The sequence below is a fragment of the Klebsiella pasteurii genome (genome assembly GCF_018139045.1).
Classification (GTDB): Bacteria; Pseudomonadota; Gammaproteobacteria; order Enterobacterales; family Enterobacteriaceae; genus Klebsiella; species Klebsiella grimontii.
In genome coordinates this window covers 3803749-3818221 of record NZ_CP073236.1, presented here as the reverse complement: position 1 = coordinate 3818221, position 14473 = coordinate 3803749, and the positions used below count along the sequence as shown (strand labels likewise).

11 protein-coding genes are annotated in these 14473 nt (G+C 56.6%); 5 read left to right on the top strand and 6 right to left on the bottom strand.

Annotated features, from left to right (window positions below; genetic code table 11):
• Positions 1–42: 42 nt before the first annotated feature.
• Positions 43–774 (top strand): MurR/RpiR family transcriptional regulator, encoded by a 732-nt coding sequence (locus KCG39_RS17935; protein ID WP_004126732.1) that lies wholly within the window; start codon positions 43–45, stop codon positions 772–774.
• Positions 775–865: 91 nt separating this feature from the next.
• Here the strand turns inward: KCG39_RS17935 and KCG39_RS17930 are convergent, their stop codons facing one another.
• The 4 genes from KCG39_RS17930 to KCG39_RS17915 form a co-directional block, all read right to left on the bottom strand.
• Positions 866–2245 carry a family 4 glycosyl hydrolase gene (locus KCG39_RS17930; RefSeq protein WP_004126731.1) on the bottom strand — a complete coding sequence of 460 codons (1380 nt, stop codon included), beginning with the start codon at positions 2243–2245 and terminating at the stop codon, positions 866–868.
• Between the two features lie 13 nt (positions 2246–2258).
• On the bottom strand, positions 2259–3818 hold the full coding sequence (locus KCG39_RS17925; protein ID WP_211811439.1) for a PTS transporter subunit EIIC: 1560 nt from the start codon (positions 3816–3818) through the stop codon (positions 2259–2261).
• A 194-nt stretch (positions 3819–4012) separates the two neighbouring features.
• Entirely contained in the window at positions 4013–5728 is a 1716-nt protein-coding gene (locus KCG39_RS17920) for an AsmA family protein (protein WP_049113011.1), read from the bottom strand.
• Between the two features lie 145 nt (positions 5729–5873).
• Positions 5874–7265, bottom strand: coding sequence for a nucleobase:cation symporter-2 family protein (locus KCG39_RS17915; protein WP_004126728.1), 1392 nt, complete (start codon positions 7263–7265; stop codon positions 5874–5876).
• 286 nt (positions 7266–7551) lie between these two features.
• Here KCG39_RS17915 and gltS point away from each other — a divergent pair, with 286 nt between their 5' ends.
• Positions 7552–8754, top strand: a complete 1203-nt coding sequence (gene gltS, locus KCG39_RS17910) for a sodium/glutamate symporter (protein WP_004126725.1) — start codon at positions 7552–7554, stop codon at positions 8752–8754.
• A gap of 340 nt (positions 8755–9094) precedes the next feature.
• Here the strand turns inward: gltS and glpK are convergent, their stop codons facing one another.
• Entirely contained in the window at positions 9095–10606 is a 1512-nt protein-coding gene (gene glpK / locus KCG39_RS17905) for a glycerol kinase GlpK (RefSeq protein WP_004126722.1), read from the bottom strand.
• Positions 10607–10627: 21 nt separating this feature from the next.
• Entirely contained in the window at positions 10628–11479 is an 852-nt protein-coding gene (locus KCG39_RS17900) for an MIP/aquaporin family protein (protein WP_004106970.1), read from the bottom strand.
• A 442-nt stretch (positions 11480–11921) separates the two neighbouring features.
• Here KCG39_RS17900 and zapB point away from each other — a divergent pair, with 442 nt between their 5' ends.
• The 3 genes from zapB to KCG39_RS17885 all read left to right on the top strand — a co-directional run bounded on the left by zapB (position 11922) and on the right by KCG39_RS17885 (position 14272).
• Positions 11922–12167 (top strand): septal ring assembly protein ZapB, encoded by a 246-nt coding sequence (gene zapB, locus KCG39_RS17895; protein ID WP_009652751.1) that lies wholly within the window; start codon positions 11922–11924, stop codon positions 12165–12167.
• A 151-nt stretch (positions 12168–12318) separates the two neighbouring features.
• Complete coding sequence (locus tag KCG39_RS17890; protein ID WP_123828644.1) at positions 12319–13308, top strand: sulfate ABC transporter substrate-binding protein; 990 nt, start codon at positions 12319–12321, stop codon at positions 13306–13308.
• A 202-nt stretch (positions 13309–13510) separates the two neighbouring features.
• Positions 13511–14272, top strand: a complete 762-nt coding sequence (locus KCG39_RS17885; protein ID WP_049123098.1) for a CDP-diacylglycerol diphosphatase — start codon at positions 13511–13513, stop codon at positions 14270–14272.
• The last annotated feature ends 201 nt before the right edge of the window (positions 14273–14473 follow it).

Genomic DNA, 14473 nt, shown 5'->3' with positions numbered 1-14473 from the left:
CCGCCGGGTGATAGCGTAGTTTAGCGCTGAGAGGAGCCCGGTATGGATTTAGAAAACATCTTTCGTGACGTTAAGCTAAGCAAAACGGAAATGACCGTGCTGCGTTTTATTCAGAACGATCCTGAGCAATGCGTTCGTGAGGGGATCCGCGCCGTGGCGGAGCACTGTTATAGTAATCCCTCTTCGCTGGTACGCCTGGCGAAGAAGCTGAAATTCAGCGGCTGGCTGGAGCTGGTCTATTTTATTAAATTCAATATCACTATGCCCAAACTCGATGTGACCAACGACATCGATTATATGAGCATTCAGCCGGCGGAGCGGATAGCTCCGCTGCTGGAAAGCCTGCAACATCACCGCATTTTGATTCACGGCAGCGGCTTTTCGCAGCTGATCGCCCAGTATATTTACAATAAATTTTTGGTAACCGGGGTGAATGCCAGCCTGGCGCTGTGGCCGGATTACGAAATCCTCGAGCAGAAGAACGCCGCCAAATTTGATTCGATCTGGATTATTTCCAAATCCGGACGCAGCAGTTCGGCGCTGAACTGGGTGAAAGCGCTGGAAGGCAAGGAGATTAACCTGGTCTGCTTTACCGGCGATTATCAAAGCCCGCTGGCGCAGGCGGCGGATACGGCGTTTATCATTCATGACCCGCAGAAGTTTGATGACGATATTTACTGGAGCAATCCATTCTTCGGCTACTGCATACTCGGCTTTGAGCGGCTACTGAAGATGTGGTTTATGCAGGCGGGCCTTCCCGGAGGCGGCGCCTGAGGCGCCTGTCCGGGCTACCGGCCCGCAGTTGGCGATGAACCTGTAGCCCGGATAAGGCGTTAGCCGCTATCCGGGGGATTTCTCCGGGCGTTTATCGCCAGTCGGCGAACTGCTTATCGTCGAGATAGGCTTCAACCAACGTTTTCGCCAGCGAATACGAGCCGACCAGCGGATGCGCCATCAGAGCCCGTATCGCCAGCGATTTATCGCGCTGCAGAATCGCCGCCACCGCCAGCCGCTCATACTCCTTCACGCTGGCGATCATGTTTTTCTGCGCCGTTGGCACATGCTTCGGCGTCACCGGCTTCAGGCCGTCTTTACTCAGGTCGCAGCTGATCTCAATCACATCATCCGGGCGCAGGAAGTCCAGCGTGCCGTTGTTCGACATCGACACCACGATACGCTTGGTGGTGGTGCTGTTGACCGCTTCCAGAATATCCAGCGCCACGCCAGCGTAACCGCCGGTATCCGGCTCCTCGATAAACTGCTTTAAGGTCAACGGCTCGCGGGTATGGAATTTTTCCTGCTGCGACTCGTTCTGCATATAGCTATTTTCCCGGCGCAGATAGTGCTTCATCCAGAGGGTAAACGCCGCTTCCGGGTTGGCTTTCACATCCACAGTTCGCAGCTCTTCGCGCATATCGTGATTGATACGGGCAATCTGCTCGCCGCGGGTTTCCGGCGCGTTCTGAATCGCTTTTAAGGCCACTTCGCGATAATAGTAGTAATAAAGATATTCATTCAGCAGCTGCTTATCGCACAGCTGTACCAGCTCCGGTGAAAAGTACTGCATTGCCGTCTTGCGATACAGGTCCGGGCTGGCGATCAGACGCTCGGTGACATCCTCGCCGCGCACGGTGAAGTGGGTAAACCAGGAGAAGTGGTTCAGCCCGTAGCACTCGACGCCGAGATCGCGCTCGTCGCAGCCGAGGATCTCGGGCAGCTCGCGAATCAGCTCCGACGGCGCGTCGCAGATGCCATACACCCGACGCTTAAAGCCGGATTTGATAATCGCCTCGGTGACCAGGCCCGACGGGTTGGTGAAGTTAAACAAAATGGCATCTTCGGCGGCATGCTCTTCAATCAGGCGGCAGTAGTTGAGAATCGCCGGAATGGAGCGCATCGCCATGGCGAATCCGCCCGCCCCGGTGGTCTCCTGGCCCAGCGTATTGTGCTCCAGGGCGATACGCTCGTCGCGGATCCGGCTCTCATCGCCGCCGACCCGCAGGGTGGTGATCACATAGTGGCTATTTTTCAGCGCGGGCACCGGGTCGCTGGTTACGCTGAAGTGAATATCCGGGCGAATAGCATTAAACACATAGCGGGCAATCTCGCCGAATATCGCCAGGTTCTCAGCGGAGCTGTCGAGAAATACCACTTCCGTTAACCCAATGCGGTGCGCGTTATATGCCAGAGATTTTGCCAGAAACGCAGAGCGAACGCCGCCCCCGCCTAATACGGTTAATTTCATAAATCACTCCTAATTAATTTTCTGCTAGCCAGCTATCAACCCGGGAACGAACCTGTCCGACTTTGACGCCGTAAATAACCTGAACTTCATTTCGATTTCGTACTACGCCATTTGCGCCGGTGCTTTTTAATATCGTATCGTCAACCAGATCCATATTATGAATAGCGACGCGCAGGCGGGTGAAACAGTTATCGACGGAAATAATGTTTTCTTTACCGCCCAAGCCATTGATAATTTCGTTAGTCACCGACTGCGGTTCGCCCATTTTTTTACGATAATCCGCCTTGCTATATAACTTCACGTTTTCATCGTCTTCACGACCCGGTGTTTTGAGATTCAACTTAATGACAAGGGTGCGGAAGATAACGTAGTAGACGGCGAACTGACCGAGCCCGATAAGCACGTAGCCGGGCCAGCGCGTCAGGGAGACCGGCAGCGGCAGGTTGTAAATCAGGAACTCAATCAGCCCGGAAGCGCCCCAGGGACGCACGGTGAAGATGTCGCAAATCGCCTGCGAGGCCGCGGTTAAGGTGGCGTGGATCACCCACAGCAGCGGCGAAACGAACAGGAAGGTAAACTCAATCGGCTCGGTGATGCCGGTGAGCATGGAGGTGATAATGGCCGGCAGCAGAATCGCTTTGGCCATCATTTTTTTCTCCGGTTTCGCCGTGTGGTAGAACGCCAGTGAGGCGCCGGCCAGGCCGAAGATGGTGGTCATTCCCTGCTGCGAGAAACGCAGCGCCTCGTTCATCACTGGGGTTAAATCCGGGTGGCGCATATAGGCGAGGAAAATCGCCTGGGTGCCGGAGACGACCTGGCCGTCGACGCTCAGCGTCCCGCCGATTTGGGTGAGCTGGAACGGCGACCAGACGAAGTGGTGCAGGCCGGTGGGGATGAGGAATTTTTCAAAGAAGCCATAGACGAAGACCCCGGCCACGCCGGCGTTTTTCATAAAGCCGGTCAGCGCCGCGATGCCGTGGGTCATAAACGGCCAGATCCAGGTAAAGGCGATAGCGTAGAGAATGACGATCGGCGTCATCGCCACCAGCGTCAGCTTGGCTCCGCCGTACATGGAGAGCGCGCCGGGCAGTTCAATCGTCGAGACTTTGTTATGCACCCAGGCGATGGTGCAGCCGAGAATAATCCCGAGGAAGACCCCCATATCGACTACCACAAACCCCAGCAGCTGAGTCTGCCCGGTACCGTAATATTCGCCGTTAATTTTTTCCGCGAGTCCGTGGGTATGTTCCAGCCACGAGTGGTTAGCGCCAAGAAACATGATAAAACACATTACCGAAACCAGCGCCACTTCGGTTTTTTTATCTTTTGCCAGGCCATAGCTGATACCGACGCAAAAGAGTAATCCCAGATTGCCAAATAATGGCCAGAAGGTATCGCCGAGGAGCTGTCCGAGCTGGTGTAAAAAACTGGTCTCCGAAATTAATGTTGGGTTAGTTAAGACTGAACTGAGTGCCAAAATTAAGCCAATGACCGGCAAGAACAATACTGCACCGATCATTGCTCTGGAGAATTTTTGCATATTCTCCAGAATACGCTGACATATTACAGACATGGTCGTTCCTTTATTTTTGTAGGTTCAGGGACTTTAATTATTTTTTTAACTTCCAGTATTTTTGTTATAGCAAGTCCGCTATTTGAAAGGAACAGGTTGCGGGAAATAGGTACAAACAGCCGCTTAATGGCAACAGGTTTCGCGAATGGAACAGGCCCCTCTCCCGTGGGGAGAGGGGAGAGGGTGAGGGAAAGTCAGGGAGTCGTTGTCGCCGGCGCTGAAGGGGTCGGGGCGTTGATGATCTCCCCGTTGCGCATCACCTGCGCCACCTGCTGTTTTTCCATATTTATCGCGCTAAGCTGCCCGTTGACGGTCGGCTTCAGCGGCGCATCCGCCAGCATGCTGCCGGTCGCCGTCAGCTGAAGGTTACCATCGCCGGAAACCGGCAGCGCGGGCCAGCCCCACGCCTGCAAAATATTCAGCGGCACGCCGCGACCGTTGAGACTCAGGTTGACCAGGCGCTGCGGGAGCTGCGACACCGCTGCGGTGGCTTGCAGGATCCCTCGTTCGGTAAAGGCGCTGAGCTCGTTAACGTTCACCGTTGAGGCGTTGGCGCTCAGCTTCAGCGACGGGCGGCGGACGTCAATCCGGTTAAACGTCGCGGCGGCGGCGTTCAGCGTCGCGCTACCGCTCCACACGCCCCAGCTGCGGTTTTTCACCAGCTGCAGCTCGCCGCCGTAGCCGTCGAGCGCGGTGATTTGCCACGGGAACGCCGGTTCAATATCGATAATCAGGTTGCGGCTGGCGCTGAACTTTCTCAGCGTCAGGCTTTGCAGCCAGTCGGGCAGCGGAGCCATCCACAGCTGCTTCCAGTTGTCCGGCAGGGTGTATTCCAGCCCGGCAAACGCCGCGTCATCCAGCACCAGGGCGTGACCGGCACGCAGCCAGTTACCGGACGTGCGCACCATGCCGCCCTCCCAGCGTGAGGTGAACTGGCGCAGCGCGATGCCCTGCGGTGAGAACCCGGCGTTAAGGATCGGGTCGAGGAAATGCAGCGAGCCGTAAATGAACTCGTTGGCGTTCATCGACAGCGTACCCTCCTGGCTTTGCCAGTCGCCGTGGCTCAGGGTGAGGTTGCGCAGATTAAGGTCGAGACCGGCGATCGCCCAGTCAGGCCCCTGCAGGCTGGCGTCGGTGACATCAAGGCGGCCAATCTCTAGCGAAGGCAGGGTAGTCAGCGGCGCGAAAAAGTCGGCGAGGGATTTATCGCTTTGCAGGCGGATTTCGCTGAGGCGCAAATTATCGACCTGCCAGCCGCCGTCGGCGCTGCGTTTCGCCGTGCCGGTGAGCGTACCGCGGGCGACGTCCGCTCCAATGGTCGAGAGGGACACTTCGCCGTTATCAATATTCCCCTGAATCAGCACGTTGCTGGCTTCAATACCGTTGAGCGTCATCGACCCGGCGCTGATCTGAATCTGCGTTTTCTTACCTAGCACGTTGCCCGCTTCCGGCGCCCACGGGCTGACGCCGCCGGTGACGCGCTGCGCGCTCAGATCCCAGTCGCTCTCCGGGCTGTTGAACGCCATATTGCGCAGCTGCAGACGGTCGGCGGCGAATGGCAGCGCCGCAGAGGAAGGGGAAAAGTTTAGCGTGCCGTCGCTGAGGACGATTTCGTCGGCATGCAGCGGGTCGCTAAACTGGCGGCTGCTAAAACCAATATCCACCGTTTGCGCCACCAGCGTGGCGGGTTTGCCGTCGCGGCCGAGGGTGACGTTTTGCAGCTGCAGGTGCATCGGCGAGGAGAAATTATGGTTCATCTTGTTGAAAGAGACCTTCCAACCGGTGCCGTCGCTTAGCCAGGCGCTGGCCTGGCGCCCACCCCACTGGGTTTGCAACAGGAAGTAAGCGGCAATAATCACCACCAGCAGGGCAATCAGCAGCCAGAGAATCAGCTTTCTGAGAAATTTCATGGTCTTCGATCCTGAGCGAGGCACATAAGGCTGTTATGCCCGAATTATGCGCAATCCTCAAGACAGGAATTGTGTAATGAGATGATGTGAGGTTGATGATGCAGACGCCCCGGCCAGCATTGCGCGGCCGGAGCGTCACAGAGGATCAGTTTTTCTCTGGCGGGAAAATCAGATTCAGAACAATCGCCGTGATACCGCCGGCAGCGATACCCGAGGAGAGCAGGTTCTTCAGCCAGTCAGGGGCGAACTGCAGGATCAGCGGCTGCTGGGAGACGCCAAGGCCGACGGCCAGCGACAGGGCGATAATCAGGATCGCCCGGCGGTTCAGCGGCTCGCGGGAGACGATGCGCACGCCGGAAGCGGCAATGGTGCCGAACATGACCAGCGTCGCGCCGCCGAGCACCGGCTCAGGAATATGCTGCACAAAGCCGCTCACCGCCGGGAACAGGCCGAGCACGATCAGCATCAGCGCGACCACGAAACCGACATAGCGGCTGGCGACGCCGGTCAGCTGGATCACGCCGTTGTTCTGACCAAAGCAGGAGTTCGGGAAGGTATTGAATACCGCCGAAACAAAGGAGTTCAGGCCGTTAGCCAGCACGCCGCCCTTCAGACGCTTCATATATACCGGGCCGGAAACCGGCTGCTCGGAGACGTCAGAGGTGGCGGTAATATCGCCGATGGTTTCCAGCGAGGTAATCATAAACACTAGCATCAGCGGCAGCAGCAGGTTCCAGTCGATGCCCAGCCCGTAGTAAAGCGGCGTAGGCACCATAATCAGGCTGCTTTCCGTCGGCGTGGTATTGGCCGGCAGCATATCGAGCAACCATGCCGCCAGATAGCCGGCCGCCATCGCGATTACCAGCGAAGCGATGCGCAGGTACGGGTTACGCTGGCGGTTAAGGATAATAATCAGCGCCAGCACGATCCCTGCCAGCAGCAGGTTTTTCGGCGCGCCGAAGGTGTGATCGGCCATGGCCGCATAGCCGCCGCCGATGGAGGTCAGGCCAACCTGGATCAGCGACAGGCCGATAATCATCACCACCACGCCGGAGACCAGCGGGGTAATAATGCGGCGGGCGAGATGCAGGACGCGGGAGAGAACCATCTCCGTGCAGCTGGCCAACATCAGGGTGCCGAACAGCGCGGCCATCATGGTCGGAACATCGGCGCCGCCGGTTTTCAGCGCGGTGCCGCCCATAATCAGCGGTGCGACGAAGTTAAAGCTGGTGCCCTGAATCGAGAGCAGACCAGATCCCACCGGGCCCCAGGCTTTAATTTGAATGATGGAGGCCACGCCGGAGGCGAAAAGGGACATGCTGATGATGTGTTGCGTATCCTGAGCCGGAAGGCCCAGCGCCTGGCAAATTAACAGCGCCGGAGTGATAACCGCGACAAACATCGCCAGCAGGTGCTGGAAAGCGGCGAACAAGGTTTGCGGTAGCGGCGGGCGGTCTTCGAGGCGGTAGATTAATTCGCTGGTTTGCATGTGCGCAACCGGTTGCGCATTTTCTGACTCTGCGGTGTTAACGGACATCACAACAATCCCAAAGGTGGCAAAGCGGGGATTTTATCGGACTGTAGACCAAAAGCAAACGTTTGCCACTCTTTAGCGGCAAATATTTAAGCATGGAATAAGTGTCAAATATTTATTAACATTTTGTATGCTTGATCGCATCATTATCCCTACAAAATATCTTTTCCTGTCCTTTTTTCCGTACTTCTGCTTAAAATCCCTTCCCGATTACTCATGATGAGAAGCAATCGACACCGGGAATACCGTCGCGTGTGAATGGATCATGCGCCTATAAGGAGCTCTTTTTATGTTTCATCTCGATACCTTATCGACGCTCGTTGCCGCAACACTCGTGTTGCTACTGGGTAGAAAACTCGTTCAAATCGTCCCTTTCCTCAAGAAATACACCATTCCTGAACCCGTTGCGGGCGGCCTGCTGGTCGCGCTGGCGCTGCTGGTATTAAAGAAAAGCATGGATATCGAAATCGATTTCGATATGAGCCTGAAAGATCCGCTGATGCTGGCTTTCTTTGCGACTATCGGCCTCAACGCCAACCTCGCCAGCCTGCGCTCCGGCGGCAAAGTGGTGGGGACGTTCCTGATTGTGGTGGTGGGACTGCTGCTGCTGCAAAACGCGCTCGGAATCGGCATGGCGAAGCTGCTGGGCCTCGACCCGCTGATGGGGCTGCTGGCCGGTTCGATTACCCTTTCCGGCGGCCACGGCACCGGCGCGGCATGGAGTAAATTGTTTGTTGAGCGCTATGGTTTTGCCAACGCCACCGAAGTGGCGATGGCTTGCGCAACCTTCGGTCTTGTCCTTGGCGGCCTGATCGGCGGACCGGTGGCGCGCTATCTGGTTAAGCACTCTTCCTCCCCGGACGGTACGCCGGACGATCAGCTCGCGCCGACCGCGTTTGAAAAGCCGGATATGGGGCGCATGATCACCTCGTTGGTGCTGATTGAGAGCATCGCGCTGATCGCCATCTGTTTGACGGTAGGGAAGATCGTTGCGCAACTGCTGGCGGGAACCATATTTGAACTGCCCACCTTCGTTTGCGTATTGTTTATCGGCGTGATCCTGAGCAACAGCCTGTCGGCGCTGGGGCTGTACCGCGTGTTCGACCGCGCGGTGTCGGTGCTGGGTAACGTCAGCCTGTCGCTGTTCCTGGCGATGGCGCTGATGAGCCTGAAGCTGTGGGAGCTGGCGTCGCTGGCGCTGCCGATGATTATTATTCTGGCGGTTCAGGCAGTGGCCATGGCGCTGTATGCAGTGTTTGTGACCTACCGGATGATGGGCAAAAACTACGATGCCGCGGTGCTGGCCGCCGGCCACTGTGGTTTCGGCCTCGGCGCGACGCCGACGGCGATTGCCAATATGCAGGCGATTACCGACCGTTTCGGTCCGTCGCACATGGCGTTTCTGGTGGTGCCGATGGTGGGTGCGTTCTTTATTGATATCGTTAACGCGCTGGTGATTAAGCTCTATCTGCTGCTGCCGGTATTTGGCTGATTAAAACCCGGCGGCGCTGCGCTACGGGGTTGTGCGGTCTGCGGGCAGTAGCCGGGTAAGGCGTTTAAGCCGCAAGCCGGGGATACTCCGGGATTTATACATCGACGCGGTTTCTCCCCGGCTCGCGCTGCGCTTAGCCGGGCTACGGGGTTGTGCAGTCTGCGGGCAGTAGCCCGGGTAAGGCGTTTACGCCGCAACCCGGGGATACCCCGGGTTTTATACATCGGCGCGGTTTCTCCCCGGCTCGCGCCGCGCTTAGCAGTGCTACGGGGTTGTGCGGTCTGCGGGCATTAGCCCGGCTAAGGCGTTTACGCCGTCAGCCGGGAATACCTCAACAATCTTACGCTTCGTCGTGCTCTTCCCACGCCAGCGCGCGTTTTACCGCTTTCTTCCAGCCGCTGTAGCGATAGTTACGCTCGGTGGTTTCAATTCCTGGACGGAACTCGCGCTCGATAACGGCTTTCTCCTGCAGCTCATCCAGATTCTGCCAGAAACCGACCGCCAGACCGGCCAGATAAGCTGCGCCCAAAGCGGTGACTTCACGGACTTCCGGGCGCTCCACGCGGGTGCCGAGAATATCCGACTGGAACTGCATCAGGAAGTTGTTGGCGACCGCGCCGCCGTCAACGCGCAGGGCGTGCAGACGGATCCCGGAGTCAGCCTGCATCGCTTCCAGTACGTCGCGGGTCTGATAGGCGATCGACTCTAGCGTGGCGCGAATAATATGGTTGGAGTTCACGCCGCGGGTCAGGCCAAAAATTGCGCCGCGGGCATAGGGATCCCAATACGGTGCGCCGAGGCCGGTAAAGGCCGGAACGACGTACACGCCGTTGGTATCCTTCACTTTGGTGGCGAAATATTCGGAATCGAACGCGTCGCTAATCAGCTTCATCTCATCGCGCAGCCACTGGATGGAAGCGCCCGCCATAAACACCGCGCCTTCCAGCGCATAGTTCACCTCACCGCGCGGGCCGCAGGCGATAGTCGTCAACAGGCCGTGCGTTGATGTCACCGCTTTCTCGCCGGTATTCATCAGCATAAAGCAGCCGGTACCGTAGGTGTTTTTCGCCATCCCCTCTTTAACGCACAGCTGGCCGAACAGCGCAGCCTGCTGGTCGCCGGCGATACCGGCGATCGGAATACGCGTCCCGCCTTTACCGCCGATGTTGGTCTGGCCGTACACTTCGGACGACTTGCGCACTTCCGGCAGCATGGCGCGCGGGATATCCAGCGCATCGAGCATTTTGTCGTCCCAGTCCAGCTCGTGGATATTAAACAGCATGGTACGCGAGGCGTTGGTGTAGTCAGTCACGTGAACGCGTCCCTGGGTCATTTTCCAGATAAGCCAGGTGTCTACGGTGCCGAACAGCAGCTCGCCGCGTTTAGCGCGTTCGCGCGCGCCTTCGACGTGGTCGAGGATCCACTTCACTTTGGTGCCGGAGAAGTACGGGTCAACTACCAGGCCGGTGGCCTTGCGGATGTACTCTTCCATGCCGTCGCGCTTGAGCTGCTCGCAGATCTCGGCGGTACGGCGGCACTGCCAGACGATAGCGTTATAAATCGGCTTGCCGGTTTCACGCTCCCAGACGATGGCGGTTTCACGCTGGTTGGTGATACCGATCGCCGCGATTTCATCGGAGCTGATATCGGCTTTTGCCAGCACTTCGACCAGCGTAGAGCTTTGCGATGCCCAGATCTCCATCGGGTCGTGTTCAACCCATCCTGGGCGCGGATAAATTTGTTCGAATTCTCGCTGAGAGACGCTGACGATATTGGCATCGTGATCCATTACCACGGCGCGGGAGCTGGTGGTGCCCTGGTCGAGCGCTACGATATATTTTTTGTCGGTCATAGTATGAGTCCCGTAGTCAGATTACAGCGAAGCTTTGTGTTGCGTCGTAGAGGGAGATGCGGCTTCTTTCTCTTCAACAACGCAGGTGTCGCAAGGCAGGTGGCGGCCAATCAGCTTGCGGTAGCAGAATGCGCCCAGCGCAGCACCGACGATTGGCGCACACAGCGGCACCAGGAAATAAGGAATATCTTTGCCGCCGGTGAAGGCGACGTTGCCCCAGCCTGCCAGCCAGGCGAAGGCTTTCGGTCCGATATCACGCGCCGGGTTCATGGCGAAGCCGGTCAGCGGGCCCATGGATGCGCCAATGACGGCGATCAGCAGACCAATCAGCAGCGGCGCCAGCGGGCCACGCGGCACGCCGTTGCCATCGTCGGTCAGCGCCAGAATGACGCCCATCAGGATAGCGGTAATCACCATTTCTACCGCGAAGGCCTGCACAAAATTGATATGCGGGTTCGGGTAAGTAGAGAAAATGCCAGCCAGCTCGAGACTTTCGACGCTACCGCGCACCATATTGTGGGTATGTTCGAAATCGAAGAAAAGATTGTAATAAAGCCCGTAAACTAAAGCCGCAGCGCAAAAGGCGCCAGCGAATTGCGCAATGATAAAAGGAACAACTTTACGACCGTCAAAGCAGGCGAATAGCCACAGCGCGATGGTGACCGCTGGGTTAAGATGCGCACCGGAAACCCCTGCGGTCAGGTAAATCGCCATGGCGACGCCCAGACCCCAGATGATGCTGATTTCCCATTGACCGAAGCTGGCTCCCGCGACCTTAAGCGCAGCGACGCACCCAACGCCGAAAAAGATCAACAACCCGGTACCGAGGAACTCTGCGATGCACTGGCCTTTTAGTGTTGATGTTTGGCTCATAATCGAATCCTGAAGCGTAGTGATGATTATTGTAAGTGTGAAGGTCGCAGGCGACCATGCTGCCATGTAGGCATAGTGTTAATTTATCGTTAACGAACAAAAACGAGAAATATCGAAATTCAAATGTGTGTACCACGTCAAGAAAATGAGCGTTTTCGCGCCATAAACGCGTATTCGGCCGTTTGCGGGAGCGTTTCACCGCTCATTTTTTTACGTCTTGATTAACAATTACGAAAAAGTACCGGGTAAAAGCGGCGAACGGACCAGGTAAAGGCTGAAAAGTGTTGCAAACCGCAATCTGCGCGGGTTGTCGCTGGACAGGGGAGGCGGGGCTTCATACAATCGACTACATCACCACTGTAGTGCGCTAATTTTCGTTAAGGCGTCAACGCGTATACGAAACGGACGGTTTCTATCAACGCCTTGCAAGTTCAGGAGAGGTATGACGATGTCATTAGAAGTGTTTGAGAAATTAGAATCTAAAGTTCAGCAGGCGATTGATACCATCACTCTGTTACAGATGGAAATCGAAGAGCTGAAAGAGAAGAACAACACGCTGGCGCAGGAAGTACAGAGCGCACAGCACAGCCGTGAAGAGCTTGAGCGTGAAAACGGTCAGCTGAAAGAACAGCAGCAGGGCTGGCAGGATCGTCTGCAGGCGCTGCTGGGCCGCATGGAAGAAGTCTGATGCTTCCCGCTCCCTCCCGTTTGGGAGGGGGCAAACTCTCCCCCGTTCTATATACTCGCAAGTTATAGCCAATCTTTTTTTATTCTTTAATCATCAGTCCGCTTTCTGGCACGCTTAATCCATCACAACACGACATAAAGAGAGCGGTGCGATGAATAAGTGGGGCATAGGGTTAACTCTGTTGCTGGCATCCGCCAGCGTTCTGGCAAAAGACATTCAACTATTAAACGTTTCTTACGATCCGACGCGCGAGCTGTACGAACAGTACAATAAAGCCTTTAGCGCCCACTGGAAGCAAGAAACCGGCGACAACGTGGTGATTCGTCAATCCCACGGCGGCTCCGGCAAACAGGCGACCTCGGTGATCAACGGCATTGAAGCCGACGTGGTGACCCTTGCGCTGGCCTATGACGTCGATGCGATTGCCGAACGCGGCCGAATCGACAAAAACTGGCTGAAACGTCTGCCGGATAACTCTGCGCCGTATACCTCCACCATCGTGTTCCTCGTACGCAAAGGCAACCCGAAGCAGATTCACGACTGGAACGACCTGATTAAACCGGGCGTGTCGGTGATTACCCCGAACCCGAAAAGCTCCGGCGGCGCGCGCTGGAACTATCTGGCGGCATGGGGCTACGCCCTGCACCAGAACAATGGCGACCAGGCGAAGGCGCAAGAGTTCGTAAAAGCGCTGTTTAAGAACGTCGAAGTGCTGGATTCCGGCGCCCGGGGCGCGACTAACACCTTCGTAGAGCGCGGGATCGGCGATGTGCTGATTGCCTGGGAAAACGAAGCCCTGCTGGCGACCAACGAACTGGGTAAAGACAAATTTGAGATCGTGACCCCGAGCGAATCGATTCTCGCCGAGCCGACGGTTTCCGTGGTGGATAAAGTGGTCGACAAGAAAGGCACTCGCCAGGTGGCGGAAGCGTATCTGAAGTATCTCTACTCGCCGGAAGGCCAGGAGATTGCGGCGAAGAACTTCTATCGCCCGCGCGATCCTGAAATTGCGAAAAAATACGCGAATGAGTTCCCGAAACTGAAGCTGTTCACCATTGATGATGTGTTTGGCGGCTGGACGAAAGCGCAGAAAGAGCACTTCTCCAACGGCGGCACCTTCGACCAGATTAACCAGCGTTAAATAGCCTCTCCTTATCCCCGCTCGCGCTGCGCGTAGCGGGGCTACAACTCTTGTAGCCAGGGTAAGCCGCGACCCGGGGCAGAGTAGCCCGGTCAGGCGCGTTAAGCGCCGCCTCGGGCAAAACTCAATGCACCACCTCCCGTTTTCATTTAGTCATCAAACTGCGTTACTCTTCCGTTTCTGGCTGAGACAGGAAAATAGAATGCGAAGAGTACGATACCTTTTATTAGCGCTGCTGGTGGCGGTTGTGGCGGCGATGGCCGGCGGCTACTACTGGCTCCATTCCGGCAACCCTGACGCGTTGCGCAAAATTGTTCTGCAGCAGTGCGTCCCCAACCAACAGCAGAATCAGGATCCCGCACCCTGTGCGGAAGTGAACCTGAAGGGCGGCTATGTGCTGTTTAAAGACCGCAATGGCCCGCTGCAGTATCTGCTGATGCCGACCTACCGTATTAACGGCACCGAAAGCCCGCTGCTGCTCAATCCCCTGACGCCGAACTTCTTCTGGCAGGCCTGGCAGGGGCGCGAAATCATGAGCCAGCATCGTGGTTCCGCTGTATCGGATGACGCGGTCTCCTTGACCATCAACTCACGCAGCGGACGCACGCAAAATCATTTCCATATCCATATCTCCTGCCTGCGTCCCGATGTCCGTACTCAGCTGGACAAGGAAGCGCCCGCTATCAGCAGTCGCTGGTTGCCGCTGCCCGGTGGACTACTGGGCCACGAATATCTGGCGCGCCGGGTCACCGAAACGGAGCTGGCGCAGCGCAGCCCGTTCCTGATGCTGGCCGAAGAGGTACCGGAAGCACGTGAACATATGGGCCGTTTTGCGCTGGCGATGGCGAAGCAGAGCGATGGTTCGCTGGTGCTGCTGGCGACCGAGCGTAACCTGTTGACGCTGAATCGCGCATCGGCGGAAGAGATTCAGGACCATAGCTGCGCCATTCTGGAATCCCGTTAATTTTCTTTACGTTCCCGCCATTCATTATCTCCTTGATTCTTATCCCGGTTTAACGCCGGGGTAGGATCGGGTGCATAAAAATATGTGAAACCGATCAAAAGATATAAAGGTATACCTTTATATCTTTTTGAGTATGGTTACACTCTCTTCATCGCCTCCATAAATTTCTGGCGGCGGCTTATATATAAAAACGTTTTTATT